Raw genomic sequence first — 24,269 nt, 5'->3', positions numbered from 1 at the left:
ATGAAGAACGCGCCATCTTCTTGCGTGATGCGACCATATGGGCAGCACGAGAGGCCGCCGGGCAGCGGGAACATGGGTTCCCGCGCGATAGGTAGCCCCCCACACACGGACGACACACGATGAACCCCCGCATCTCCCAGGTGCAGAATCCCGCGCCGATGATGCCCTATCCCGCCAGCAACCAGCAGGTCTCCGCAGCGGAACTTCTGCGTCAGGCGAACGAGGCCCGCAATGCCGCGGCCAGGTCCGGCCTGAAGCGCCTGGTCGCCCGCTTCGCCGCTTGGCTGGAGCGTCGCCGCGCTGAGGCTGAGCTGAATTCCCTGACCGACCGCGAGTTGGCCGATATTGGCCTGACCCGCGCCGAGATCCCCTTCCTTCTGCGCGGCGGCATGATCGACGCCGGGCAGCAGATGGTGGTCGCACCCCAGCCCGTGCTGGCGCCCGCCCCCGCGAATGACCGGTTCGGCGGCCGCGCGGCGGCCTGACGAACCCAGGCAAGAATCACCGGGGCGGCGAGCTCCCCCCCTCCCCCGCCGCCCTGATGCCCGGCCCGCTTGGCGCCGCCTTCCCCCCGAGGCGCCAATGCGGGCCGGTGCTGTTTTTGGAACCCAGCCCTCGTTCCCAGGCTTCAGCCGGGCTTGCGCAGGACCAGCGTGGTCCAGGGGCCGAGATTCAGCCGACGCTCCAGGCGTAGCCCGCCGCGGCGATGGGCGGCGAGGACCATATTGGCCTGGGTGCCGAGAAGGCCCGCCAGGATCGCGGTGCCACCGGGCCGCAGATGGCGGGCAAGGTCGCGCGCCATGGCGCAAAGGGGCCGGGCCAGGATATTGGCGAAGACCAGGTCGTATTCGCCCTTCGAGACACCCGGATTCTTCCAGCCATCGGCCAGGACGGAGCGCACCAGGCCCTTGAGGCCGTTCATGGCCGCGTTCTGATTCGCGACGCGCACGGACCAGGGCTCGATATCGGTGGCGAGCACCCGACGGTGCAGCGCGCTGGCGGCGGCCATGGCCAGGATGCCGGAGCCGGCACCGAGATCGAGCAGGCGGAGCTGGTCCTTCGGCAGCTTCCGCATGCGGCGCGACACCGCCTCGAAGGCGATCAGGCAGCCGCGGGTAGAGGCGTGCTCGCCAGAGCCGAAGGCGAGGCCAGCATCCAGCTTCAGCACGGTGCGGCCCCAGATCTTGCGGTCCGGCAGATGGGTCGGGCGGATCAGGACGCGCCCGCCGATTTCCTGTTCCGGAAAGGCCTGGGCAGTGCGGGCGAGCCAGCCCTCGGAGTCAACGGGGGCTCGCTGCACCTGAAGATCCAGCCCGGTCATCAGCCCGACCAGGGCCAGGGCGGCGGTGAGGTCATCCTCCTTTGCCCCTTCCTCCCGCACGCCTTCCACGCGCCAGGTGTCGGTGGGCTCGTCGAGGAAATAGGCGACGCTGCGGCAGACGCGCTGGAGCGCGGCCTCCACGGCCGGCACGGCCTCCTCCGGCAGGGCGTCCAGCCAGATGGTTTCCAGGTTCTGCGCGTGGCGTCGCGACATCAGGCGCGCCTCCAAACAAACAACATGTCGTTCAGGCCTTCTCCACGAAGCTGTCGAGGACGCGCTTCTGGCCCGCCTTCTCGAAATCCACTTCCAGGCGGTTATCCTCGACCGCCGTGACGCGGCCATAGCCGAATTTCTGGTGGAAGACCCGCTGGCCCACCCGCATGCCATCCGCGCGCGCCGGGCGCTCCTTCACTTCCCAGGACCCGGCCTCGATCACCCGGGCCGGGCGCTGGGAGGAAATCGGGAACTGGCCGGAGAAAACGGTGGGTGCGTTGACCATCCGGGCGCGCTGCGCGGCGCCACTGCCCTCGCGTTCGATCTGGTCGGGCGGTAGTTCGTCGAGGAAACGGGACGGGATGGCGGCGGACCAGTTTCCGTAGACCCTGCGGTTCGAGGCGTGGGAGATCACCGCCATCTTCCGCGCGCGGGTAATGCCGACATAGGCCAGGCGCCGCTCCTCCTCGAGCGACTTGGTGCCGCCCTCATCCAGCGCGCGCTGATGGGGGAAGAGACCCTCCTCCCAGCCCGGCAGGAAAACAAGGTCGAATTCCAGGCCCTTGGCGGCGTGGAGCGTCATCAGCGAGACGCGCTCACCCTCGGCATTCTCGTCATTCTCCATGACGAGGGCGACATGTTCGAGGAAGCCTTCCAGCGTCGCGAATTCCCCAATGGCGCGCACCAGCTCCTTCAGGTTCTCCAGCCGGCCAGGGGCCTCGGCGGATTTGTCCTGCTTCCACATCTCCGTGTAGCCGGACTCGTCGAGCATGGTGGCGACGGCCACCACATGCCCTTCCTTCGCCATCAGCGCGCGCCAGCGATGAAAGCCGTCGAATAACTCGCGCATGGCGGCGCGGGGCTTGGCGCGCAGGGCCTCGGTGCGGGCCAGGCGCTCGGCGGCGATAGCCAGCGGAACGCTCTGCTCCCTTGCGCCGAGATGCATCTGTTGCAGCGCGCCGTCGCCGATGCCCCGCTTGGGTGTGTTCACGATGCGCTCGAAGGCCAGGTCGTCGCTGGGCTGATGCAGCACGCGCATATAGGCCATGGCATCGCGCACCTCGGCCCGCTCATAGAATTTCAGGCCGCCGATGACGCGATAGGGAATTCCGAGCGTGATCAGCCGCTCCTCGAAGGAGCGCGTCTGGAAGCCGGCGCGGACAAGGATGGCGATCTCGCCCAGCGGCACACGCTTGCGCTGGGCTTGCTCGATCCGCTCGCCGACCATGCGGGCCTCCTCATCGGAGTCCCACAGCGACACCACGCGCACCTTCTCGCCATCCGCATCATTTCGGCCGGGCCGCAAGGTCTTGCCGAGGCGGCCCTCATTCTTCGCGATCAGATGCGAGGCGGCGGCGAGAATGGGCCGGGTGGAGCGGTAATTGGACTCCAGCCGCACGATCCTGGCGCCGGGGAAATCCTTCTCGAAGCGCAGGATGTTTTCCACCTCCGCGCCGCGCCAGGAATAGATGGACTGGTCGTCATCACCCACGCAGCAGATGTTCTTATGGCCCTGCGCTAGCAGGCGCAGCCACAGATACTGCACGGTGTTCGTGTCCTGGTACTCGTCGACCAGGATGTAGCGGAACATGCGATGATACTGCGCCAGCACATCGGGCTGGGTGCGCAGGATCTCCGTCATGTGCAGCATCAGGTCGCCGAAATCGGCGGCGTTCAGCGCCTTCAGGCGGGACTGGTAACCCTCATAGATCTGGCGCGCCTTGTTGTTCGCGTAGTCACTGTCCTCCGCGGGCGTCACGCGGGCCGGCGTCAGCCCACGATCCTTCCAGCGCTGGATCACGGCCATCATGCCCTGGGCAGGCCAGCGCTTCAGGTCCAGCGCGGCCGCATCCATCACCTGCTTGAGCAGGCGCATCTGGTCGTCTGTGTCGAGAATGGTGAAGGAGCTGCTCAGGCCGACATATTCAGCGTGGCGGCGCAGCATCCGCGCGCAAAGCGCGTGGAAAGTGCCGAGCCAGAGCCCCTCGGCCGGGCGGCCGAGGATGGCCGAGACGCGCTCCCGCATCTCCTTTGCCGCCTTGTTGGTGAAGGTAACGGCCAGCACCTGGTTGGGGAAGGCCCGGCGGGTCATCAGGATATGGGCGAAGCGAGTCGTCAGGACGCGCGTCTTGCCGGTGCCGGCGCCGGCCAGCACCAGCAGCGGGCCATCGACGGTCTCCACCGCCTCGCGCTGCTCGGGGTTGAGCTTGGCGAGGTAGTCGGACCCGGGAACGGGCAGCGACCGGGGATCTTCGGAGGGGGGCTGGACTGGTGGGAACACAGGGGCGGCTATAGAACGGGACGCGAACCCGCGCCAACCATTCAGCCATCAAGCGGCGCGGAGAGGGGTTCCGCCGCTTGCCGCTCCGCCTTGCCCTGGAATGGTTTGCGCGGCACGGGGGCGTGCTGCTGGCGGCCGGAATTTTCGCGGGGCTGCTCACGCCGCCCCTGGCCGCCGCGATGCGGGATGTCGTGACGCCCTCGGTGGCTGGCCTGACCACCCTGGTGCTGCTGCGGATCGATCCGGCGCAGGTGCTCGGCTATCTGCGCCGGCCTGTGCTCGTTACGGCGCTGCTGGCCTGGGTGCTGCTGGCCAGCCCTGTGCTGGCCTTTGCCGTAGCGAGGCTGACCGGACTGGATCCGGCCCTCGCGGCGGGGCTGGTCATCATGGCGACGGGTCCCGCAGCCATCTCCTCTCCCGCCTTCGCGCGGATGGTAGGGCTGGATGGGGAGGTGTCGCTGGTCGTGGCGGTGCTGTCCACGCTGCTGGTGCCCTTCACCGCGCCACCCCTGGCCCTGGGGCTGCTGGGCATCGATCTCTCCATCTCCGTCCCTGCGCTGATGGGCCGCCTGGCGCTGCTGGTCGGCATGCCGCTGGCACTGGCCGTGCTGATCAGGCGAATGACACCGCCCGTGGTGCTGGATCGCTGGGGCAAGGCCGTGGACGGAACCGTGGTGCTGCTGGTCGTGATCTTCGGATTCGGGATCATGGACGGGGTGCTGGCGCGGCTGCTGGCGGCGCCGGGCTTCGTGCTGGGGGGCGCGGCGCTGGCCTTCGGAGGATCCTTCGCGCTGAACGCGGCGGCCGCGCTGGCCTTCCGGGCTGCGGGGCAGCCACTGGGGCTGACGGCAGGGCTGCTCTCAGGCAACCGGAACACGGCGCTGTTCTTTGCCGTGCTGCCGGCCGCGACGGACCCAAAAATCCTGCTGTTCTTCGCGCTTTGCCAGTTCCCGCTGTTCCTGACGCCCTTCCTGCTCAGGCCGTTCTACCGGCGGCTGAACAGGAAGGACCCAGGCCGGACTATCGGCTAGGCCTGCGGCCGCGCCCCGAGGATATGCGCGATCGCATAGGTCAGGTCCGGCCGGTTCAGCGTGTAGAAGTGGAACTCGTCCACGCCATTGGCCTGAAGAAGCCGCACCTGCTCGGCCGCGACGACCGCGGCGACCATGCGGCGGGTCTCGGCGTCCTCGTCCAGCCCCTCGAACAGCTTGCCCATCCAATCCGGCACCCCGGCGCCGCACATGGCCGAGAACTTCTTGATCTGGGCAAAATTCGTCACGGGCAGGATGCCCGGCACGATCGGCATGGTGATGCCGGCCGCATGGGCGCGGTCAATGAAGCGCAGGAAGGTCGGGGCGTCGAAGAAATACTGGGTGATGGCCCGCGTCGCGCCCGCATCGATCTTGCGCTTGAGGTTGTCCAGATCGGCCTCGGGCGAAAGGGCGGTCGGGTGGACTTCGGGATAGGCGGCCACCGAAATCTCAAAATCGGCGATGCGCTTGAGGCCGGCAACCAGATCGGCGGCATAGGCATAGCCCCCGGGATGGGGCTCATAGGTCGCCTGGCCGGTCGGCGGATCACCGCGCAGGGCGACAATGTGCCGCACTCCGGCCTCCCAGTAGCCGCGGGCCACCTCGTCCACCTCTTCCCGCGTCGCGCCCACGCAGGTCAGGTGGGCGGCCGGGGTCAGGCTCGTTTCCCGCAGGATGCGGGTGACGGTGGCATGGGTCCGGGCCTGGGTGGTGCCGCCCGCGCCATAGGTGACCGAGACGAATCGCGGCCGCAGCGGTTCCAGCCGCTGGATGCAGGACCAGAGCTGGGCCTCCAGCGCCTCGGTGCGCGGCGGAAAGAACTCGAAGGACAGGAGCGGCGCCGGCATGGCCGTCAGCGAGGGCAGCGCGCCCACGCGGGGGCCGGACAGCCAGTCCTGGAGTGTCTTGGCGGGGTGCGACATCTCGTTCATCGGGGGTGTCATAGAGCAGATGCGCCAGGACCAAAACGGCATAGTGGCCACCCGCCACCCCGCTGCCATCCTTCGCAGGCTGCGGGTGGGGTTACGGGGTACCTGGGGCCAGAGTGGGCGGCATACTCCACGGCGCCCTCGGCAGGTGCTAAGGCATGGCGATTCTGGATTCAGCCTGACCATGTGTCCTGCCACCTCCCCCTCCGCCCGCCTGCTGGCGGCTACTCTCGCCCTGGGCCTGCTCGGCGGTGCCCTTTCCGGCTGCGCCACGCGCCCGCCGGCCGATGATCCAGAGGCGCTGGAGGAGTTCCGCGCCACCAACGACCCGATCGAGCCCTGGAACCGGGCCATGTACGACGTGCATCAGGCGATCGACACGGCGGTGCTGCGTCCGGTGGCCGTGGGCTACCGCGCCGTGCTGCCCGCGCCGGTGCGGACCGGCGTCTCCAACGTGCTGAGCAACCTGCGCAGCCCGGTGGTCCTGATGAACGACGCTCTACAAGGCGAAACGCAGCGATTCGGCACCACGCTGGGCCGCTTCCTGCTGAACAGCACCCTCGGCCTGGGCGGCATCCTCGACGTGGCCAAGGATTTCGGCCTGCCTCCGCATACCGAGGATTTCGGCCAGACCTTCGCCGTGGCGGGGGTGGAGGAAGGGCCGTACCTCTTCGTCCCCATCCTGGGCCCGAGCAACCCGCGTGACCTGCTGGGCTTTGGTGCGGGCATCGCGGCCGACCCCTTCACCTGGTTGACCTTCGGCAACCGCGACCTGGTGGACACGCTGAATTATGTCCGCGCCGGCGCCACCGTGGTCAGCACGCGGGAGTCCCTGCTGGATACGCTGGACGATGTGCAGCGCACCAGCCTGGACCCCTATGCCACGCTTCGCAGCGCCTATCGCCAGATGCGGGCCCGGGAGATCGCCAACACCCCGTCCGCCCAGCCAGCCGCACCGCAGGGCCTGGGTTCCGGGCTAGGAAACGCGACGCCCGCCTCGCCCCAGCCCTGAGCAGTAGCCGGCCCCAGCCGATGGGAACGGAACCGATCCCCGGGGCGTTGAGGCAACGATGTCCCACCCCCAACTGGGGCGCAATCGCCCGGCGCGACGCGCCGGCCTGCGCACTGAACAGAGAAAACGAGAACGCTGATCCGATGATTGAACGACGCACCCTCCTGGCCGCTGGCGCCGCGCTCTTGCTTGCGCGCGCCCTGCCCGCGCAGGCGCAGACCGTGGACTCCTCCCGCGCCGCCACCTTCATCCAGTCCACGGGCCAGGAGCTGGTGGCCGCCATCAACGGTCGTGGGTCCGTGGCGCAGCGGCGGGAACAGGTGGCCGCCATCCTGCGCCGCGCGGTGGATGTCGACGGGGTCGGCCGCTTCATCCTGGGCCGCTGGTGGCGTCAGGCCACGCCGCAGGAGCAGGCGGACTACATGCGTCTTTTCGAGGAGACGCTGATCCATAATCTCGCCGCCCGGTTCGGCGAATACCAGGGGGTGCGTTTCTCCCTCGGCCGCAGCCAGCAGCGGACAGAGGACGATACCCTGGTGAACACCATCATCGAGCGGCCGAACCAACCCGCCTTCTCGCTGGACTGGCGCGTGGGCGAGGTGAACGGCCAGCCCCGCGTGGTGGATGTGATCGCCGAGGGAACCTCGCTGCGGCTGACCACGCGCAGCGAATATTCCGCCGTGATCAGCCGGAATGGCGGGCGGGTTTCGGCACTGCTGGATGCGATGCGGAACCAGGTGGCGCAGCTGGCGGCGCGCGAGGGGCGCTAGTCCCCGGCCGGGGCGCCTTCCTGCCGTCGGAAGTGCTGCCTTTCAAGCTGCCAGAGCGGGCCGGCGCCGTGTTGGCGTCGGCCATGTCTCCGTCCGCCGGAGCGGATTGCCGCGGGGCGGCTCTCTCTGTTGATCAGTAAGTCTGCCCTTCAGGCAGTGCCGAAGTCGCGCGGCATCATCCGCTCAACAACCTGCCCCTTGCTGAAGCCCGCGGTCATGCTGACTCCCCCCACCCGCCATTCCGCATAACTCTCGGTGGCCTCGCTGCTGGGATAGAGGGGCTGGAGGTGAAGGCCGGAAGAGGGCGAGTTGAAGCGGTCGAGCACGGCGTTCACGGCGATGATCTGCTTGGCCTTTACCTCGGAGGAAGCGGTCCTGGGGATCGGGATCTTCCTCTGGATCTCCTTCTGCACGCCATTGACCATGATGGGCGCGCCCGTCTTGGAATTAAACAGCTTCTCCAGCACGATCTTTTCGGAGGCCGGGGTCACGATGACCCGGCTCTCCTTGAACTGTGCGCCATGCAGGAGCGCCGCGAGCTTGTTCTGGTTGAGGTAGTGCACCACGACGCGGGGAACGCCTGTATCGAGACGCCTCAGCGCGAGCTGCCCGATCTCGGAGTTAAGGAGCTCGCACAGCAGGATCGCCATTTCCCCCTTCCCCATCCAGGCTGAACTGAGATTCTCCGGGCTGTTCAGGAAGCGATCCGCGAAGTCCTTCTCGCCAATGCCAAGGCCGCGCGAGCCTGGTGCCCCGCGGAGAAGGTGACGGCCAATGGAATGCGCGACATTGCCTTCGGTAACCATATTCGTCATCCGGCGGCCGTTACGGACCATCAGTGATTCTGACTGATTGATGATCTTGATGGTATCGGAAGGAAAATACTCTCTCGCCAGGGCCATCGGGCCGATCCTCGCCAGTGCTGGCAAGCATCATGGAAACGATCTCAATCTACTGTCCACAGCGACGTGATCCCCCTGCTCCGAGCAGTATCGGACGGAAGAACGCCTCGCCTGGATGGCATCATGCCCCTGCCAATTCACGCTCCACGATCCGTACAAGACAGCTTGCCCCGATCGGAAGCAGGTCGTCGTTGAAGTCGTAGCGACCGTTATGGACTGGGGTGCGGCTGGTCTCCGCCTCCCCTGCCTGGCCGAGCAGGAGGAAGGCGCCGGGCGTCTCGCGCAGCATATAGGCAAAATCCTCGCCGGCGGTCAGCGAGGGCAGGTCGGGCTTGATGCCGGCCTCCCCGACCACATCGGCCGCAGCCTCGGTGGCCAGCATGGCCTGGGCGGGCGTATTGATGGTGGGCGGATAGGAGTAGTTCAGGTCCAGCTCCAGCCGCACGCCATGGGCGGCGGCGGTACCCTCAACCATCTGGCGGAACAGCGCGGCCAGACGGTCATGCGTCTCGGGGCGCAGGGTGCGAATGGTTCCGCGCAGCTCCACCATCTCCGGCAGCACGATGTCGGAGGTGCCGGCATGGAACTGGCCGACGCTGACGACAGCCGTGTCGTGCGGGTCCGTGCGGCGGCTGACCAGGGTTTGCAGCGCGTTATAGATCTGCACGGCGCAGGGCAGCGGGTCGAGGCCGTTATGCGGCTCGGCGCCGTGGCTGCTCTTCCCGAAAAGGCGGATGCTGAAATAATCCACGGCCGCCAGCACCGTGCCCGGGCGGATGGCGACCATGCCCAGCGGCATGCTCGGATGGTTGTGCAGCCCGTAAACGGTGTCGCAGGGAAACCGCGTGAAAAGGCCCTCCTTCACCATTTCCAGCGCGCCGGTCAGGCCTTCCTCGGCAGGCTGGAAGATGAAGTGGACCGTGCCCGGGAAGTCGCGCGTGGCGGCCAGGTGCTTGGCGGCGCCGAGCAGCATCGCGGTGTGGCCGTCATGGCCACAGGCATGCATGGCATTCGGATTGGTGCTGCGATGCGCGAAGTCGTTCAGCTCCGGCATGGGCAGCGCGTCCATATCGGCGCGCAGCCCGATGCTGCGATTGCCCGGGCGCTTGCCGCGCAGCACGCCGACGACACCTGTCCGGCCGATGCCGCGATGCACCTCGATGCCCCAGGATTCCAACTTCTCCGCCACGATCCCGGAGGTGCGAATCTCCTGAAAACCCGTTTCGGGATGGGCGTGGAAGTCGCGGCGCCACTCCTGCATCTCCGGGCGCAGGGCTTCGATGGGGGCAAGGGTCGGCATGGTAGGGCTCCCGGCAGGACCGCCCGAGGATGCGGCGGGAAGAACCAGTCGGCAACCGGTCCTGCCAAAGGCTGAATGCCCTAACGGACGCTCTCGAAGACCAGCATCCGGTGCCCCTGGTTCCGGAACTCACCAGCAGGGGTCATCCCGATATCGGCCATGACGGCACAGGAGGCCGTGTTCGTCTCCCGCGCGACGGCAATGATACGGCGCAGGCCGGCAGCGTGGCCGTATTCCAACGCCGCCTTTGCCGCCTCCCGCGCATAGCCATGACCGCGGCAATGCGGCCAGAGCGCATAGCGCAGGGCGACGCCGCGCCCATCCGGGCGCTCCATCAGCCCGACGATGCCGAGGAACTCGCCATCCTCGGTGCGGTGCACGGCCCAGGTGCCATAGCCCCGCACCTCCCAGAAATCGATGTCGTCCTCCAGCTCCTCCTGGGTGCGCTCCGGCGTGCGCACGCCATGAAGCATCAGCCCGAAAGCCTCGGGATCAGCCTTCAGGCGGATGAGGTCGGGAAGGTTTTCCTTCCCGACAGGCAGAAGCGTCAGCCGCGCCGTTTTCACGACGCGGGAATAGATGAGCTGCGAAGCGGCCTGCATCGTGCCGCTACCCAATCAGATGCGTCATCCTGACCCTCACCGGGTCAGGGGACGGTACTTGATCCGATGCGGCTCATCAGCCGCCGCGCCCATGCGGCGTCGCTTGTCGGCCTCATAGGCCTGATAGTTACCCTCGAACCACTCGACATGGCTGTCGCCCTCGAAGGCGAGGATGTGGGTCGCGAGGCGGTCCAGGAACCAGCGGTCATGCGAGATGATCACCGCGCAGCCCGCGAAATCCGTCAGCGCCTCTTCCAGGGCGCGGAGGGTGTCCACGTCCAGGTCGTTGGTCGGCTCGTCCAGCAGCAGCACGTTGTGCGGGTTCTTGAGCATCTTCGCGAGATGCACGCGGTTGCGCTCACCGCCCGAGAGCACGCCGACCGGCTTCTGCTGGTCGCCACCCTTAAAGTTGAAGGCAGCGCAATAGGCGCGCGACGGCACCTGGCGCTTGCCCATGGTGATGAGGTCCTGGCCCTCGGAAATCTCCTGCCAGACCGTGTTCTTGTCGTTCAGCGTGTCGCGGCTCTGATCGACATAGCCGAGCTGCACGCTGTCACCGACGACCAGGGTGCCGCTATCGGGCTTGTCGCGGCCGGTGATCATCTTGAACAGCGTGGTCTTGCCGGCGCCGTTCGGGCCGATGACGCCGACAATGCCGCCGGGCGGCAGCTTGAAGGACAGGTCGTCGATCAGCAGGCGGTTGCCGTAGCCCTTGCGGATGTGCTCGGCCACAATGACCGTGTTGCCCAGGCGCGGCGCAGGCGGAATCTGAATCTCGGTGGGGTCCGGGGCCTTGTCGAGGCTCTTCTGCAGAAGCTCCTCATAGGCCTGGATGCGCGCCTTGCTCTTGGATTGGCGGGCGGCGGGGGAACGGCCGATCCACTCCTGCTCCTCGGCCAGCTGACGCTGGCGGGCGCTCTCTTCCTTCTCCTCCTGCTGGAGGCGCTTGCGCTTGGCGGCGAGGTAGGAGGAGTAGTTGCCCTCATACGGGATGCCGCGGCCACGATCGACCTCGAGAATCCAGTTGGTCACGTTATCCAGGAAGTAGCGGTCGTGGGTCACGACCAGCACGGCGCCCTCGTATTCGCGCAGCGTCTTTTCCAGCCAGGACACGCTCTCCGCGTCCAGGTGGTTGGTCGGCTCGTCCAGCAGCAGCAGGTCGGGCTTCTCGAGCAGCAGCTTGCAGAGGGCCACGCGGCGGCGCTCACCGCCGGAAAGATGGGTCACGGCGCTCTCGGCCGGCGGGCAGCGCAGGGCGTCGAGGGCGATGTCCACCGTACGGTCGAGATCCCAGCCATTGGCGGCGTCGATCCGCTCCTGCAGCTCGGCCTGCTCGGCCAGCAGGGCGTTCATCTCGTCCTCGGACATTTCCTCGGCGAACTTCATGCTGATCTCGTTGAAGCGCTCGAGATCGGCGGTCAGCGTGCCAAAGGCGTCGCGGACATTCTCGCCCACGGTCTTGGTGGGATCGAGATGCGGCTCCTGGGAGAGATAGCCGACGCGCACGCCCTCGGCCGCCCAGGCCTCGCCGCCATACTCCTTATCCTGCCCCGCCATGATCCGCATCAGGGTCGACTTACCCGCGCCATTGGGGCCGAGAACGCCGATCTTGGCGGTGGGCAGGAAGGACAGGGTGATGCCTTTGAAGACCTCACGGCCGCCCGGATAGGACTTGGTGAGGTCCTTCATGACGTAGACGTACTGGTAGGCGGCCATGGTAGGGCTCCGGTAGGCGTGCTGCAGCGCCGCGTTCTAACCGCGGCACCCTGCCACGCCAAGGCAAGGGTTAAGGAAGGTTCAGGAGAGGGTACGGGGCGCGGTCAGCGCCATTTCGGGGTGCGGTCCCGCGCCCGGTGGGTAGGGGCATGGAAGTCCGGTGGCTTCCCGGCCACCCAGGCCAGAAATCCGGCCAGGCGCGGCTCCGCGCGCAGGGCGCCCGGATCGGCTAGTTCACGGGCCAGCTCGGTCTCGCTGAAGTGGGCATGGATGGCCTGGTGACAGATATGATGCAGCCGGACCGTTCCTCTATGCGTGCCGCCCTTTAGCCGGGGCACCAGATGATGGCGGCTGGCGCGCGCGCCGGGCGGAATCGGGCGCTGGCAGAGCGGACAGGGCGCATCGGCGTCGACCGGGGGTGGGGCTGCGCGATCACTGCGCGCGGCACGTTTCTCGTGGCGACGGGACACACCCCTAATATGGGAAGGCGATGGCGCCGGGGAAAGCCCATTCGCTCTTTGGTGCAGCAAAGCCAGAACGATCCGGCTTTTGCCGCCTTGGCCGCCTGGTGGCCCCGGCGATAGAAGCTCCCCTGACGGGCTGCCGCAGGGGATGCGCCACGGGGCCCGACCCCGGAGAGGCCATGCAGGACCCGACCCTTTTCGTTCTGACCGTGTTGCTGATCCTCGGCACACCCGGCCCGACCAACACGCTGCTGGCCACCGCGGGCGGAACCATGGGGTTCCGGCGGGCGCTGCCCCTGGTGCCGGCGGAGGCCTGCGGATACCTGATTTCCATCCTGAGCGTCGGCCTGGCGCTCGGGCCGGTGATCGCCTCCATGCCGGCGGTGGCTATCGGATTGCGGCTGGCGGTCGGGGCCTATCTGGCCGGGCTGGCGGTGAAGCTGTGGCGGCGGGGGGCGGTGGACCTCTCCGTGGCGCCGGTCACCCCCCGGCAGGTCTTCGTGACGACGCTGCTGAACCCCAAGGCGCTTGTCTTCGCCCTGGGTGTCATTCCCTTCGGGACGGCGGTCTGGTGGCCCTATCTGCTCGGCTTTGTCGGGCTGCTCGCCGGGGTAGCGCTGAGCTGGATCGCCCTGGGCGCGGCGCTGGGCCGCGCGGCCGGCACATTGGGGCACGCCGGGCTGGTGCCACGCCTCGGGGCGGCGGTGGTCGGCGCCTTCGCCGTGGTGCTGGTGGTCGGGCCGATGTTCCGCTGAGGGGAAGGGGCTCGCCCCCTCCCCGCGCGGACAAGGGCTATTCGTGGCGGTCGCGCCGTTCCTCGCGGCGGTCCTGGCGCTCCTCGCGCCGGTCCTCCCGCCTGTCCCGCCGCTCATCGCGCCGCTCGTCCCGCCAATCGCGGCGATCGTCATGGCGGTCATCCCGCCAGTCCGCCCGGCGGTCGTGCGGGCCGTCGCGCCGATCGGGGCCTCGGTCGGGGTGCCAGCCGGGAGGCGGCGGCCCGCGGAAGGCCGCGCGCGGAGGCGGCCCTCCCCAGCGGTCGCGGTCCGCGTACCAGGGCCGGCCGCGGTAATGGCTGCCCCAGTAGTCGCCGAAGCTGAAGGCAATGATGGGCACGCCCACCCGCGGCGCGTATTCGACCAGCGGCACGCGGCGGCTCTCATAGAGATTTTGCAGGTAGTTGGACGAGACCCAGCCGCGCACCTGGCCAAAGCCGACATCGCACCAGCTATAGCCCTCGAGGCAGCCGAAAATCTCGACCGGAGCGCCGGCCGGGACCACGGTCACCTGGGGATAGTTAGTGCCGGGGCCGGCGCGCAGGTTGACATTGCCGGTGGCGAAGCCGGGGGCGGCGGAGGCCGGCGCGGCAAGGGCCAGGAGCAGCGCGGCGGCCGGAAGGAAGGCGGATCGCATCGGGTTCTCCTGCGGTGTCCGGGGTGAACGTCTCTTCGTGCCCTGCGATGCGCGGCAGGATTATGGCGTATCGATACTGCGCTTCCGGAGAGGACGGGCGAAATTGCTCCCCACCCCCGTAAAGCCGAGGGCCTGGAGAAAGGCCGTCGCGCCTCCCTCCTCCGGCGGGGCGGCTTCCAGCAGGTCGCAGCCGGCGGAGCGGGCGGCCTGGGCGCCAGCCTTGATGAGCAGGCGACCGATGCCGTTGCGGCGTTCCTCCTCCGCCACCGCCAGGGCGGTGATCCGGGCCAGGGGGCGGTCCGTGGTCAGGGTCGGGTGCCAGTGCAGCGCGATGACCCCGATCGCGGCGCCGTTCCAGCCCGTGGCGACAAGGACGGCCGAGGCAGGGTCCTGCGCCAGCGCTTCCAGCCGCTGGGCCATTCCGCGCGGGGTGCCACCGAGCAGGGCCGCGAGGTCCGAGGAATCGGCCGGCAGCGCGGCACGAAGATCCACGCCGTATCGTGTTCCCGGTGCCATGTGTTCTTCCCTTGCCTGCCGGGCGTCGCGCCGCCCCAATGCTCTGACGGGGCGGGCGCGTCGTCGGCCCATGTTATGAGGAGAAGCGCGATGAAGAGGCACGGTTCCGCCAGCTGGCAGGGCGGCTTCAAGGACGGCCGCGGCACCATCTCCACCGAGAGCGGAGCGCTGAACGCCCATCCCTATGGCTATGCCATGCGCTTCGAGGGGGTGAAGGGCACCAATCCCGAGGAGCTGATCGGCGCCGCCCATGCCGGCTGCTTCACCATGGCGCTCTCGGCCGTGCTCGGCGGGGCGGGGCTGACGGCGGAGCGGATGGACACGGGCGCGGAGGTCACCTTCGACAAGGTGGGCGAGGGCTGGGCGATCACCAAGATCCACCTGACGCTGCGCGCGAAGGTGCCGGGCACGAATGACGCGCAGTTCCAGGAGCTGGCGGCCAAGGCGAAGGAGAATTGCCCGGTCTCCAAGGTGCTGAACGCCGAGATCTCTCTGGACGCGACCCTGGAGGCCTGATTCGCGCGGCTGCGGCCAGTGCCGGACGGCGTGGGCGCCCCAGAACGCCCGCGCCACCGGCACGTCCATTGCACCGGACGGTCGGATGCCGCGGCCCGGCACGCCATGTCCCTGTCGGGCTTGCGCGCGCTCTGGCACGGCCGGATTGTACCGGGATTCGCGTGCCGCGTCGGAACGACTCCCCACGCGATCCGTCCGACCGGAGAGGAACGATGCCGCATGTGACAATCGGGATGCTGAAGGTGAACAAGAACACCTTCGGCCCGGATTCCAGCAACCGGATCACGGAATTCGGGATGACCGTCATGCAGGCCGATGCCGTGCTACGGGCCCAGCAGGCCGGCCGCCCCGGTGTGCGCATGCTCCTGGCGCCGGAGTATTTCTGGTCAGGCTATGGAGAGATCGGCCAGCGCTACAGGCAGCAGGGCGCGCTCGCCATGACGCGCGGCGCAAAGCACGGCCTCTATTCAGGGCTCAAGAAGATCTCCTCCAAGGCCGGGTCGCTGGTCCTGGTGGCGGGATCCATCTTCTACCAGAAATCCGATGGCACCCGCACCGTCGCATATAATCTCTGCCCGGTGCTGCGGGGCGGCAAGTTCCTCCTGAAGGCCTACAAGGACTTCGACGACGGCACCGCGGGAAAGATCAGCGCGGACCTGGTCTATGACACGAAGAGCAGCGATCCGTTCTTCAGCGTGGAAGGGGTCAATTTCGGCCTGGAAGTCTGCGGGGACCATAACAGCGTGGGTGGCAAGGGCGGTAAGTTGAAGAGGTGGAACGCCAGCGCCAACAAAGCCATCGACGTGCATATTCTCGTCTCGGATTCCATGACGGTTCTGGCGGGCAGCGTGGCCGCACGGCCAGGCGGTTATGTCGCGCAATGCGACATCGGCGGCGCCGATATGGGGATTGCCGTCTATCCCGCTGGCGGTCCCTATGACAGGAACAGCGCCCTTCCCGCCTCGGGCATCTCGAGCGCGCAGGTCAATGGCGGCAGCATAGTGTACTACTCGCTGGCCGTCTGAGCGGAGAGGCTCCGCCGGCATGAATGGGAGAGGGCCAATGACATCACGCCGCACCCTTCTGGGCACCGCCGCCCTGGGTACCGCTGCCGCGGCGATGGTCCGCGCAGCCCCCGCGATGGCCCAACCCGGCATCGTGCAAGGGGAGGCGGCCCATACGCTCCGCTTTATCCCGCAGGCGGATGTGGCGCAGATCGATCCGCTCTCCTCCACCTCCTATGCGCTGCGCAATCACGGGCATATGTGCTGGGACACGCTCTACGGGCTGGATGCGGATTACCGGCCGCAGCCACAGCTCGCGGAGGGGCATGTGGTGGAGGATGACGGGCGGCGCTGGGTCTTCACCCTGCGCGACGGCCCGACCTTCCACGACGGGGAGAAGATCCGCGCCGCCGACGCGGTCGCCTCCGTCCGGCGCTGGATGGCGCGCGACACGCATGGGCAGACCCTGGCCGCACGGATGGACGAAATCCGCGCCCTGGACGACCGGCGTTTCGAGATCCGGCTGAAGCGGCCCTTCGGCGTGATGCTGGACGCCCTGGGCAAGGCCTCCTCCTACCCCTGCTTCATCATGCCGGAGCGCTTCGCGAACCTGCCGGCGACGCAGCAACTGACGGAGATCGTGGGGTCCGGCCCCTATCGCTTCGTGGCGGAGGAGCGCCGCTCGGGATCGCAGGTCGTCTATCGCCGCTATGACCGCTACGTCCCGACACCCGTGGGCACGCCCGGCGTGACAGCCGGGCCGAAGCTCGCGCATTTCGAGCGGATGGTCTGGCTGAACATCGCCGATCCCGGCACGGCCAGCGCCGCGCTGCAGGCCGGGGAGGTGGACATGTGGGAGCGCATGCAGAACGACCAGCGCCCCATCCTGGCCCGCCGGCGGGACGTGGTGATCGACCGGATCGAGACGGTGGGCACGGTGGTGATGCTGCGCCCGAACCACCTGCACCCGCCCTTCGACGACCCGGCGGTGCGGCGCGCCCTGTGGCCCGCGATCGTGCAGTCCGACTACATGCAGGCCATCATGGGCGATGATCGCCGCCTGTGGTCCGATGGCGTCGGCTGCTTCCCGCCGGGCTCCGCCCTGGCCTCGGATGAGGGTCTTTCGGTGCTGACGGGGCCGCGCGACATCGCGGCCGCGAAGGCCGCCGTGGCGGCTACCGGCAAAGCGGGCGCGAAAGTCGTGGTGCTGGATCCGGCGGACCAGCCGAACAACAACGCCCTGACGCTTGTCGCGATCGACATGCTGAAGAAGGTCGGCTTCGAGGTGGAGGACGCGGTCTCCGACTGGGGCAGCATGCTGCAACGGCGTGGCAACAGGGCGCCGCCATCCCAGGGCGGGTGGAACGCGGTTGTCGTGCTGTTCGGGGGCGATGACCTTTCCAACCCCGGCGGGCATCCGCTGCTGCGGGCCAATGGCCAGGATGCCTGGTTCGGCTGGCCGACTATCCCGCGGCTGGAAAGCCTGCGCGACGAATGGCTGGAAGCACCCGACGCCGAGGCGCAGAAGCGCATCGGCCGGGCCATCCAGGCGCAGTTCTTCCAGGATGTTCCTTACTGGCCGCTGGGCCAGTATTTCGTGGACTGCGCCTACCGCCGCGGGCTCCAGGTGGGACGGCGGGGGATGACCCTGCCGCTGAACGTGAAGCGGGAGGCCTGATCGGGGGTCCCTCCCCCCTTGCCCATCCCTGTCCCGGCTTCGATCTTCGCGGGGACAGGAGATTTGCCTATGGACCTCGCTCCCTTTACCGCCGCCTCCTCCCCCGACACGGCCTCCGATGACGCCCGCCTGAACAAGCTGGCGGAACTGGCCGTGAAGGTGGGGCTAGGGCTAGTGCCCGGGCAGGAACTGATGATGACGGCGCCAGTCGAGGCGCTGCCCCTGGCCCGGCTGATCACCGAGCATGCCTACAAGGCCGGCGCTTCCCTGGTGACGACCATCTTCTCCGACGAGAAGTCCACCTTGCTGCGCTACCAGCATGCACGGGACGAGAGCTTCGATGTCGCGGCCGGCTGGCTCTATGAGGGCATGGCCTCGGCCTTCCGCGGCGGCGCGGCGCGGCTGGCCATTGTGGGTGCGGATCCCTCGCTGCTCTCTGCGCAGGATCCGGCGAAGGTGGCGCGGGCCAATAAGGCGCTGTCGCGCGCCTATCGCCCGGCGCTGGACCTGATCACGGACGGCTACATCAACTGGACCCTGGTACCCTTCGCGCATCCGGCCTGGGCGCAGGCGGTGTTCCCCGACGCCACGCCCGAGGAAGCCGTGGGTAAGCTGTGGGACGCGATCTACTCGATCACCCGCGTGACCACGCCCGACCCGATCGCCGCCTGGGCCGCGCATAACGCCAATCTCAAGGCGCGGCAGGATCGGCTGAACGAGCAGCGTTTCCACGCCCTGCATTTCCGCGGGCCGGGCACGGACCTGATCGTCGGGCTGGCAGAGGGCCATGCCTGGATGGGCGGGGCGAGCACCGCCAAGAACGGCGTCTATGGCAACCCAAACATCCCGACGGAGGAGGTCTTCACCACCCCGCACCGGGCGATGACCCAGGGCGTCGTCTCCGCCACCAAGCCGCTCTCCCACCAGGGCACGCTGATCGACGGCATCCGCGTGCGCTTCGAGGCAGGCGCGATCGTGGAGGCGCATGCGACGCGCGGCCAATCCGTGCTGGAGCAGATGATCTCCACCGATGCCGGCGCGCGGCAACTCGGCGAGGTGGCGCTGGTGCCCAGCTCCAACCCCATCGCGAAGAGCGGGATCCTGTTCCTGAACACGCTCTTCGACGAGAACGCGGCCAGCCACATCGCGCTCGGCCAGGCCTATTCCAAGTGCTTCGTGGACCAGTTCTCCGAGGAGGAACTGGTGCGACGCGGAGCGAACCGCAGCCTGATCCATGTGGACTGGATGATCGGCTCCCCGGAGGTCGAGGTGGACGGGCTCGACGCGGCCGGGAATCGCACGCCGGTGATGCGCGGCGGCGAGTGGGTCTCCTGACCGGCGGGTGACTTCAGGAGGCGGCTCGGCTAGAGCCGTCTCCATGCGCCGCCTGCGGTCCGGCCTGGTTCGCCTTCTCGCCCTTCTGCTGCTGCTCCAAGGGGCATCGGCGATGGAGCCGCATGCGCGCGCCCTGGCCGCGCTGGGCCGCGCCAGTGCGGTGGAATTGTGCAGCGCCCATGGCCCTCGGACCATCCTGGTCGGAGAGGATGGGCAGCCGGCGGATCATCAGACCGTGCCGGATTGCTGCGCGCCCTGCCTGGCGCCCAGCGCCGCACCGCCGCCCACGCCGCTGATCCTGCCGGTTCCCACGGGATACGCCCTGCCCGCCACGGCACCCGAGCGGCCCGGGCTCCCCCCGCTTCCGCCCCGCGCGCCGCCTCAGCTTCCGCGCGCGCCACCCTTCGCCTGATCCGTTCCTTCCGAACCCTTTGATACGGGCGCTGCTGCGCGCCCATCCTTCGCTTCAACGGATCAGAATCATGTCCCTTTCCCGTCGCGCCGTGGCCGGGCTGGCCGCGCTGGGCGCCCTTGCCTTCATTCATCCTCTTGCCGCGCAGCAGGGCGGCATTGCCGTCGAGCAGCCCTGGGCCCGCGCGGCCATCAAGGGCGGCACCGGTGGCGCCTTCCTGACCCTGCGCAACACCGGCAGCCAGCCGGACCGACTAATTTCCGCCTCCACCCCCCTGGCCCGCAGCACCGAGGTGCATGAAACCGTGCGGGACGGCGAGGTGATGCGGATGCGGCCCGTGGCCGGGCTTGAGGTGCCGCCGGGCGGTAGCGTCACGCTGCGCCCGGGCGGGGCGCATCTGATGATGATGGGACTGACCGAGGCGCTGCGGCCCGGCACCACCCTGCCCCTGACCCTGACCTTCGAGCATGCGGGCAAGGTCGAGCTGCAGGTGCCCGTGCAGGCCGCAGGCGCCACCGCGCCCGCCATGCAGCATCAGCACTAAGCGGGAGGGACGGACCATGGCCCTTCGTTCCGCAGCGGCCGCGCTCGGCCTTCTCGCAATCCTTGCTGCCCCGGCCCACGCACATGTCGTGCTGGACCGGGCCGAGGTGCCGGCGGACAGCTATGTCCGCCTGACCTTCTGGGTGGGCCATGGCTGCCAGGGGGCGGCCACCACGGGCATCCGCATCACCGTGCCGCCCGAGCTGCGCGCCGCCCGGCCCATGCCGCATCCGGGCTGGATGCTGGGCGTCAGCCCGGCACCGGTGGCTGACCATGCCGGCCATGCCGGGCACCACGCCGCCCCTGCTCCGGGCGAGATTGCCTGGACCGGCGGGCGGCTCGACGACGCCTTCTTCGACGAATTCGTGCTACTCGTCCGAACCCCGGCCGAGCCAGGCGGGGTGATCACCTTCCCCGTCCTGCAGGAATGCGAGGGCGGGGCCGTGTCGCGCTGGATGGCCCGGCCCTCGGCCCCAGGGGAGCGTGTGCGGGATCCAGCGCCGGCCGTGCGCGTGGTGGCGAAGCCGTAGCGCCGACGACGCGCCTGGGGCGGGAGCTTTCTCGCCCCATCCGCCTTGCCCTTGCGGACCCTGTGCCGACCGGCCTGGATATGGCGTGGCAGGTTCCACCCGAACCGGTCCGTGATGAGGCCGCATTGCCCTGTCCAACTTCTACGTCAGGGCAGTCGCCCAATCTTAGGCCCTGGGCAGCACAGGCAGGGTGAGATGACCCTCATCGCGCCCGAAAGTTTCAGAACTAACAAATAACGGCCACGTGACGCCTGGACCGTGATATCCTGGACACAAGGTCTTTGGAGTTAACGCCTTTGGCCCTCAGACTTATGACGGCTACCCAGCCCCCCTGGTCCGGGTGGTTCAGCCGCGACCTGATCGAGAATATGCCGGTCGCGGTTTATGTCTGCGATGCAGAGGGGGTTCTGGTCGCCTACAACAGGCGAGCCGAGGAGCTCTGGGGCGTCACTCCCGCTCTTGGGAACACCCAGCAGCGCTTCTGCGGGGCGCACCGCCTCTATCTGGCCGACGGTACCTACGTACCACATTCCGAAACACCCTTGGCCGATGTCCTGAGAACCAGGAAGGCCATCAGCTTCGAGGCGATCGTCGGACGCCCGGACGGCACCCGGCGCAACGTATCCGCCAATGTCGCCCCGCTGTTCGACGACTCCGGCACCTTCATGGGTTTCGTGAACTGCGTTCTCGACAACACCGAGATCAAGCGGGCCGAGGCAAGCCGGGACCGCATGTGGCGGCTCTCGGCCGATCTCCTGCTGGTCACGACGCTTGAGGGTACCGTCACCGCCATGAACCCGGCCTGGACGGCCCAGCTCGGCTGGACCGAGGCCGAATTGCTCGGGACGAACTTTCTTGACCTGATTCATCCGGATGATGTCGCCGCGACGGGTAAAACTGCGCGTTCTCTGAAGGCCGGGCAGCCCGCGCCGCGCTTCGAGAACCGCTGCCGCACCCGGGACGGGGGCTACCGCTGGCTATCATGGACCGCCACCCGGGATGCGGAGTTCCTGCACGCCACGGCACGCGACATCACGACCGAGAAGGAGCAGGCCGCAGCCTTGCTGGCCGCTGAGGAGGCCCTGCGCCAATCGCAGAAAATGGAGGCGATCGGCCAGCTCACGGGCGGCGTGGCGCACGACTTCAACAACCTGCTGACCATCATTCGCTCCTCCGCCGACCTGCTCCGCCGCCCCGGGCTGCCGGAAGAGCGCCGTCAGCGCTACGTCGATGCCATCGCCGACACTGCAGACCGCGCAGCCCGCCTGACCGGCCAGTTGCTTGCCTTTGCGCGGCGGCAGGCGCTCAAGCCCGAGATATTCGATGCCTGCGAACGCGTCCGCTCGGTCGCGGAGATGATACGGACCCTGACGGGCTCTCGCGTGGCGGTGCAGGTCGATCTCGACTACCAGAAATGCGCCGTGGTGGCCGACATCAGCCAGTTCGAGACGGCCCTGATCAATCTCGCCGTGAATGCCCGGGACGCGATGAACGGGGAAGGCCGGCTTACCTTGCGTGTCCGGCAGACCGACCGGGTGCCGCCGGTGCGGGGCCACACGGGAGCCGCAGGCAGGTTCGTGGCGGTTTCGGTGTCCGATACGGGCTGCGGCATCGCCCCTGAGGCGCTGGTGCGGATCTTCGAGCCATTCTTCACGACCAAGGAGGTCGGCAAGGGCACCGGCCTCGGGCTTAGCCAGGTCTATGGCTTTGCCAAGCAGTCCGGCGGAGAGGTCCAGGTCGAGAGTGAACCTGGCCGCGGCAGCAGCTTCACGATCTATCTTCCCGAGGCCAGGCCGGAATCGGCGAGTGGCTCGCGGCCGCACCTGATGGAGGAAGGAGCCGCCGAGCTTCGCGCACGGATCCTGGTCGTGGAGGACAATTCCGAGGTCGGCGAGTTCTTGACCCAAATGCTGCGCGAGATGGGGCACGAGACAACCTGGGCACCCAATGCCCAGACAGCGCTCATGCTCCTGGACCGGGATCCAGGGGCCTATGACGTCGTGTTCAGCGATGTGGTGATGCCGGGCATGAGCGGCCTCGAACTGGCCGAACACATCCGCGCCACCCATGCGGACCTGCCTGTGGTTCTCACGAGCGGCTACAATCACGTGAGCGCCCCGGAAGACGTGCATGGCTTCGAGCTGCTGAGAAAGCCCTATTCCATCAGCGCGCTGTCTCGCGTGCTCATGCGGACCCTGATGGAACGGGTTTGAACCGGAAGGGCGGCATGGGTGGCCTCACCGCCGCCTTCACCACATAGCGGCGTGCCACGAGGTCAGGTGCATCGCAGGCCTCAGAGGTCGGCCGCCTGCGACAGTGGCCGCGCCACATCCTCCAGCGAGCGTCCTTCCGCCGCGAAACCGAGCTTCCACTCCGTGCCTGCCGCCACGAGCATCAGCGCCGCGCCGAGCAAATAGCCCCACATGATGTCGCTACGGTCGCCACCCTCGATCAGCCAGCCGAACAGCGCCGGCCCCACCACGCCGCCAATGGCGGTGCCGAAGGCATAGAACAGCGCGATGCCCATGGCCCGCATTTCCAGTGGGAAGCTCTCCCCTACCGTCAGATAGGCTGCCGAAGCGGCGGCTGAGGCGAAGAAGAAGATCACCGTCCAGGCCAGGGTCTGCTCCCAGGCGCTCAGCCAGCCCTGGGCGAAGGCGAAGCCCGTTGCGGCCATCAGCAGGCCTGCCAACCCGTAGGTGGCGGTGATCATGGTCCGCCGCCCGATCGTGTCAAAGAAATGCCCGAGCAGCAGCGGGCCCATCAGGTTGCCCAGGGCGAAAGGCAGCATGAACCAGCCAATATGGGCAGATTGGATGCCGTAGAACTGCGTCAGCACCAGCGCGTAGGTGAAGAAGACCGCATTGTAGCAGAAGGCCTGGCAGGCCATCAGCACGATGCCCAGCAGCGCGCGCTGCGGGTAGGTGCGGAACAGCGTGGTCGCGACCTCGCCAAGCGTGGTGTGAGTGCGCGGATCGATCCGGATTGGCTTTCCCGTGATTGGCGGTAGCGGCCCCTTCTCCTGCGCCACCCAGGCCTCGATATCGCCGACGATCTTCTCCGCCTCGGCCTTTCGGCCATGCGTCATCAGCCAGCGCGGGCTTTCCGGGATCCAGTGCCGCAGGAACAGCACGGAGATGGACAGCATCCCCCCCACCCCGAAGGCCAGCCGCCAGCCCAGTTCCGGGTCGATCACCTGGGGATTGAGCAGAAACAGCGAGGCCGCCGCCCCCAGCGCCGCACCGCCCCAGAAGGTGCCATTCACAGCCAGGTCCGTCGTGCCGCGCCGCCGCGCCGGGATCAGCTCCTGGATGGCCGAGTTCACCGCCGAATACTCGCCGCCGATTCCCGCCCCGGTCAGGAAGCGAAAGAAGGCGAAGGACCAGAAATCCCAGGAGAAGCCGGTGGCCACCGTCGCCACCAGATAGACCAGCACCGTCAGGGTAAAGAGCTTCTTGCGCCCGAGACGGTCGGTCAGCCAGCCGAAGAACAGCGCGCCGGAGACGGCGCCGATCAGATAGGCCGAGGCGGTCAGCCCCACCTGGGTTTCGGTCAGTCGCAGCCGAGGGCTTTCATGGATCGCCCCGGCCAGCGACCCAACCAGTGTCACTTCCAGCCCGTCCAGGATCCAGGTGATTCCCAGCCCCGCCACCACCAGCCAGTGGAACCGCGACCAGGGGAGCCGGTCCAGCCGGTTCGGGATGTCGGTGCTGAAGGTCTCGGCCATCGTTTCCTTCCCTGTGGTGCCGGGTGCGGAACCGCCCGGCACCAGGAAGGTTCCACG

At 68.0% G+C, this 24,269-nt stretch carries 24 protein-coding genes; 13 read left to right on the top strand and 11 right to left on the bottom strand.

Annotated features, from left to right (window positions below; translation table 11 throughout):
* The first annotated feature begins 119 nt into the window (after window positions 1–119).
* Window positions 120–485 carry a DUF1127 domain-containing protein gene (locus ACO1BU_RS03070; protein WP_424134427.1) on the top strand — a complete coding sequence of 122 codons (366 nt, stop codon included), beginning with the start codon at window positions 120–122 and terminating at the stop codon, window positions 483–485.
* A 143-nt stretch (window positions 486–628) separates the two neighbouring features.
* Here ACO1BU_RS03070 and ACO1BU_RS03065 read toward each other — a convergent pair whose 3' ends face one another.
* Together ACO1BU_RS03065 and ACO1BU_RS03060 are read right to left on the bottom strand one after the other, a co-directional pair.
* Entirely contained in the window at window positions 629–1,534 is a 906-nt protein-coding gene (locus ACO1BU_RS03065; RefSeq protein WP_424134426.1) for a 50S ribosomal protein L11 methyltransferase, read from the bottom strand.
* Between the two features lie 31 nt (window positions 1,535–1,565).
* Complete coding sequence (locus ACO1BU_RS03060) at window positions 1,566–3,815, bottom strand: ATP-dependent helicase (RefSeq protein ID WP_424134425.1); 2,250 nt, start codon at window positions 3,813–3,815, stop codon at window positions 1,566–1,568.
* Between the two features lie 77 nt (window positions 3,816–3,892).
* On the opposite strand from ACO1BU_RS03060, the gene ACO1BU_RS03055 reads away from it, so the two are divergent.
* Window positions 3,893–4,846 (top strand): bile acid:sodium symporter family protein, encoded by a 954-nt coding sequence (locus tag ACO1BU_RS03055; protein ID WP_424134424.1) that lies wholly within the window; start codon window positions 3,893–3,895, stop codon window positions 4,844–4,846.
* Here ACO1BU_RS03055 and metF read toward each other — a convergent pair.
* Window positions 4,843–5,769, bottom strand: coding sequence for a methylenetetrahydrofolate reductase [NAD(P)H] (metF, locus tag ACO1BU_RS03050; protein ID WP_424134599.1), 927 nt, complete (start codon window positions 5,767–5,769; stop codon window positions 4,843–4,845). The genes ACO1BU_RS03055 and metF overlap by 4 nt on opposite strands.
* A gap of 190 nt (window positions 5,770–5,959) precedes the next feature.
* Here metF and ACO1BU_RS03045 point away from each other — a divergent pair, with 190 nt between their 5' ends.
* Both ACO1BU_RS03045 and ACO1BU_RS03040 read left to right on the top strand, forming a co-directional pair.
* Window positions 5,960–6,787, top strand: a complete 828-nt coding sequence (locus tag ACO1BU_RS03045; protein ID WP_424134423.1) for an MlaA family lipoprotein — start codon at window positions 5,960–5,962, stop codon at window positions 6,785–6,787.
* 143 nt (window positions 6,788–6,930) lie between these two features.
* Window positions 6,931–7,557, top strand: a complete 627-nt coding sequence (locus ACO1BU_RS03040; RefSeq protein WP_424134422.1) for an MlaC/ttg2D family ABC transporter substrate-binding protein — start codon at window positions 6,931–6,933, stop codon at window positions 7,555–7,557.
* Between the two features lie 149 nt (window positions 7,558–7,706).
* Here the strand turns inward: ACO1BU_RS03040 and ACO1BU_RS03035 are convergent, their stop codons facing one another.
* From ACO1BU_RS03035 to ACO1BU_RS03015, 5 genes are all read right to left on the bottom strand, one after another.
* Window positions 7,707–8,459, bottom strand: a complete 753-nt coding sequence (locus tag ACO1BU_RS03035; protein WP_424134421.1) for a hypothetical protein — start codon at window positions 8,457–8,459, stop codon at window positions 7,707–7,709.
* A gap of 121 nt (window positions 8,460–8,580) precedes the next feature.
* The gene (locus ACO1BU_RS03030) at window positions 8,581–9,759 is read right to left on the bottom strand and encodes a M20 aminoacylase family protein (RefSeq protein ID WP_424134420.1); all 1,179 of its coding nucleotides are present in this window, start codon (window positions 9,757–9,759) and stop codon (window positions 8,581–8,583) included.
* Between the two features lie 80 nt (window positions 9,760–9,839).
* Entirely contained in the window at window positions 9,840–10,376 is a 537-nt protein-coding gene (locus tag ACO1BU_RS03025) for a GNAT family N-acetyltransferase (protein ID WP_424134419.1), read from the bottom strand.
* Between the two features lie 21 nt (window positions 10,377–10,397).
* Window positions 10,398–12,077 (bottom strand): energy-dependent translational throttle protein EttA, encoded by a 1,680-nt coding sequence (gene ettA, locus ACO1BU_RS03020; RefSeq protein WP_424134418.1) that lies wholly within the window; start codon window positions 12,075–12,077, stop codon window positions 10,398–10,400.
* A gap of 104 nt (window positions 12,078–12,181) precedes the next feature.
* A complete protein-coding gene (locus ACO1BU_RS03015) occupies window positions 12,182–12,415 on the bottom strand; it encodes a hypothetical protein (protein ID WP_424134417.1) in 234 nt (77 codons plus the stop codon).
* Window positions 12,416–12,720: 305 nt separating this feature from the next.
* Between ACO1BU_RS03015 and ACO1BU_RS03010 the strand changes: the two genes are divergently transcribed.
* On the top strand, window positions 12,721–13,296 hold the full coding sequence (locus ACO1BU_RS03010) for a LysE family translocator (protein ID WP_424134416.1): 576 nt from the start codon (window positions 12,721–12,723) through the stop codon (window positions 13,294–13,296).
* Between the two features lie 37 nt (window positions 13,297–13,333).
* Here the strand turns inward: ACO1BU_RS03010 and ACO1BU_RS03005 are convergent, their stop codons facing one another.
* Window positions 13,334–13,951 carry an SH3 domain-containing protein gene (locus ACO1BU_RS03005; RefSeq protein WP_424134415.1) on the bottom strand — a complete coding sequence of 206 codons (618 nt, stop codon included), beginning with the start codon at window positions 13,949–13,951 and terminating at the stop codon, window positions 13,334–13,336.
* A gap of 60 nt (window positions 13,952–14,011) precedes the next feature.
* Window positions 14,012–14,467, bottom strand: coding sequence for a GNAT family N-acetyltransferase (locus ACO1BU_RS03000; RefSeq protein ID WP_424134414.1), 456 nt, complete (start codon window positions 14,465–14,467; stop codon window positions 14,012–14,014).
* A gap of 90 nt (window positions 14,468–14,557) precedes the next feature.
* Here ACO1BU_RS03000 and ACO1BU_RS02995 point away from each other — a divergent pair, with 90 nt between their 5' ends.
* The 8 genes from ACO1BU_RS02995 (at window position 14,558) to ACO1BU_RS02960 (ending at window position 22,698) form a co-directional block, all read left to right on the top strand.
* Window positions 14,558–14,983, top strand: a complete 426-nt coding sequence (locus tag ACO1BU_RS02995) for an OsmC family protein (protein WP_424134413.1) — start codon at window positions 14,558–14,560, stop codon at window positions 14,981–14,983.
* 212 nt (window positions 14,984–15,195) lie between these two features.
* Window positions 15,196–16,008, top strand: coding sequence for a carbon-nitrogen hydrolase family protein (locus ACO1BU_RS02990; RefSeq protein ID WP_424134412.1), 813 nt, complete (start codon window positions 15,196–15,198; stop codon window positions 16,006–16,008).
* A 37-nt stretch (window positions 16,009–16,045) separates the two neighbouring features.
* Window positions 16,046–17,665, top strand: coding sequence for an ABC transporter substrate-binding protein (locus tag ACO1BU_RS02985; protein ID WP_424134411.1), 1,620 nt, complete (start codon window positions 16,046–16,048; stop codon window positions 17,663–17,665).
* Window positions 17,666–17,734: 69 nt separating this feature from the next.
* The gene (locus ACO1BU_RS02980) at window positions 17,735–19,000 is read left to right on the top strand and encodes an aminopeptidase (protein WP_424134410.1); all 1,266 of its coding nucleotides are present in this window, start codon (window positions 17,735–17,737) and stop codon (window positions 18,998–19,000) included.
* A 43-nt stretch (window positions 19,001–19,043) separates the two neighbouring features.
* Window positions 19,044–19,412, top strand: a complete 369-nt coding sequence (locus ACO1BU_RS02975) for a DUF2946 family protein (protein ID WP_424134409.1) — start codon at window positions 19,044–19,046, stop codon at window positions 19,410–19,412.
* 70 nt (window positions 19,413–19,482) lie between these two features.
* Window positions 19,483–19,956, top strand: coding sequence for a copper chaperone PCu(A)C (locus ACO1BU_RS02970; protein WP_424134408.1), 474 nt, complete (start codon window positions 19,483–19,485; stop codon window positions 19,954–19,956).
* Between the two features lie 16 nt (window positions 19,957–19,972).
* Window positions 19,973–20,485 (top strand): YcnI family protein, encoded by a 513-nt coding sequence (locus ACO1BU_RS02965; RefSeq protein ID WP_424134407.1) that lies wholly within the window; start codon window positions 19,973–19,975, stop codon window positions 20,483–20,485.
* A gap of 296 nt (window positions 20,486–20,781) precedes the next feature.
* Window positions 20,782–22,698 carry a PAS domain S-box protein gene (locus ACO1BU_RS02960; protein WP_424134406.1) on the top strand — a complete coding sequence of 639 codons (1,917 nt, stop codon included), beginning with the start codon at window positions 20,782–20,784 and terminating at the stop codon, window positions 22,696–22,698.
* Between the two features lie 80 nt (window positions 22,699–22,778).
* On the opposite strand, the gene ACO1BU_RS02955 is transcribed toward ACO1BU_RS02960, so the two are convergent.
* A complete protein-coding gene (locus tag ACO1BU_RS02955) occupies window positions 22,779–24,212 on the bottom strand; it encodes an MFS transporter (RefSeq protein ID WP_424134405.1) in 1,434 nt (477 codons plus the stop codon).
* Window positions 24,213–24,269: the final 57 nt, after the last annotated feature.

This window comes from Roseomonas chloroacetimidivorans (genome assembly GCF_049629625.1).
In the GTDB taxonomy this organism is placed as follows: Bacteria; Pseudomonadota; Alphaproteobacteria; order Acetobacterales; family Acetobacteraceae; genus Roseomonas; species Roseomonas chloroacetimidivorans.
This window is presented reverse-complemented; position numbering and strand designations above follow the sequence as displayed.

Bases quoted from the DNA above. Each gene is read 5' to 3' on its own strand.
- ACO1BU_RS03010 (WP_424134416.1), top strand. From the start codon at position 12,721: ATGCAGGACCCGACCCTTTTCGTTCTGACCGTGTTGCTGATCCTCGGC.
- ACO1BU_RS02995 (WP_424134413.1), top strand. From the start codon at position 14,558: ATGAAGAGGCACGGTTCCGCCAGCTGGCAGGGCGGCTTCAAGGACGGC.
- ACO1BU_RS02990 (WP_424134412.1), top strand. From the start codon at position 15,196: ATGCCGCATGTGACAATCGGGATGCTGAAGGTGAACAAGAACACCTTC.
- ACO1BU_RS02980 (WP_424134410.1), top strand. From the start codon at position 17,735: ATGGACCTCGCTCCCTTTACCGCCGCCTCCTCCCCCGACACGGCCTCC.
- ACO1BU_RS02975 (WP_424134409.1), top strand. From the start codon at position 19,044: ATGCGCCGCCTGCGGTCCGGCCTGGTTCGCCTTCTCGCCCTTCTGCTG.
- ACO1BU_RS02955 (WP_424134405.1), bottom strand. From the start codon at position 24,212: ATGGCCGAGACCTTCAGCACCGACATCCCGAACCGGCTGGACCGGCTC.
- ACO1BU_RS02970 (WP_424134408.1), top strand. From the start codon at position 19,483: ATGTCCCTTTCCCGTCGCGCCGTGGCCGGGCTGGCCGCGCTGGGCGCC.
- ACO1BU_RS02965 (WP_424134407.1), top strand. From the start codon at position 19,973: ATGGCCCTTCGTTCCGCAGCGGCCGCGCTCGGCCTTCTCGCAATCCTT.
- ACO1BU_RS03065 (WP_424134426.1), bottom strand. From the start codon at position 1,534: ATGTCGCGACGCCACGCGCAGAACCTGGAAACCATCTGGCTGGACGCC.
- ACO1BU_RS03000 (WP_424134414.1), bottom strand. From the start codon at position 14,467: ATGGCACCGGGAACACGATACGGCGTGGATCTTCGTGCCGCGCTGCCG.
- ACO1BU_RS03005 (WP_424134415.1), bottom strand. From the start codon at position 13,951: ATGCGATCCGCCTTCCTTCCGGCCGCCGCGCTGCTCCTGGCCCTTGCC.
- ACO1BU_RS03045 (WP_424134423.1), top strand. From the start codon at position 5,960: ATGTGTCCTGCCACCTCCCCCTCCGCCCGCCTGCTGGCGGCTACTCTC.
- ACO1BU_RS03040 (WP_424134422.1), top strand. From the start codon at position 6,931: ATGATTGAACGACGCACCCTCCTGGCCGCTGGCGCCGCGCTCTTGCTT.
- ACO1BU_RS02985 (WP_424134411.1), top strand. From the start codon at position 16,046: ATGACATCACGCCGCACCCTTCTGGGCACCGCCGCCCTGGGTACCGCT.
- ACO1BU_RS03035 (WP_424134421.1), bottom strand. From the start codon at position 8,459: ATGGCCCTGGCGAGAGAGTATTTTCCTTCCGATACCATCAAGATCATC.
- metF (WP_424134599.1), bottom strand. From the start codon at position 5,769: ATGTCGCACCCCGCCAAGACACTCCAGGACTGGCTGTCCGGCCCCCGC.
- ettA (WP_424134418.1), bottom strand. From the start codon at position 12,077: ATGGCCGCCTACCAGTACGTCTACGTCATGAAGGACCTCACCAAGTCC.
- ACO1BU_RS03070 (WP_424134427.1), top strand. From the start codon at position 120: ATGAACCCCCGCATCTCCCAGGTGCAGAATCCCGCGCCGATGATGCCC.
- ACO1BU_RS03030 (WP_424134420.1), bottom strand. From the start codon at position 9,759: ATGCCGACCCTTGCCCCCATCGAAGCCCTGCGCCCGGAGATGCAGGAG.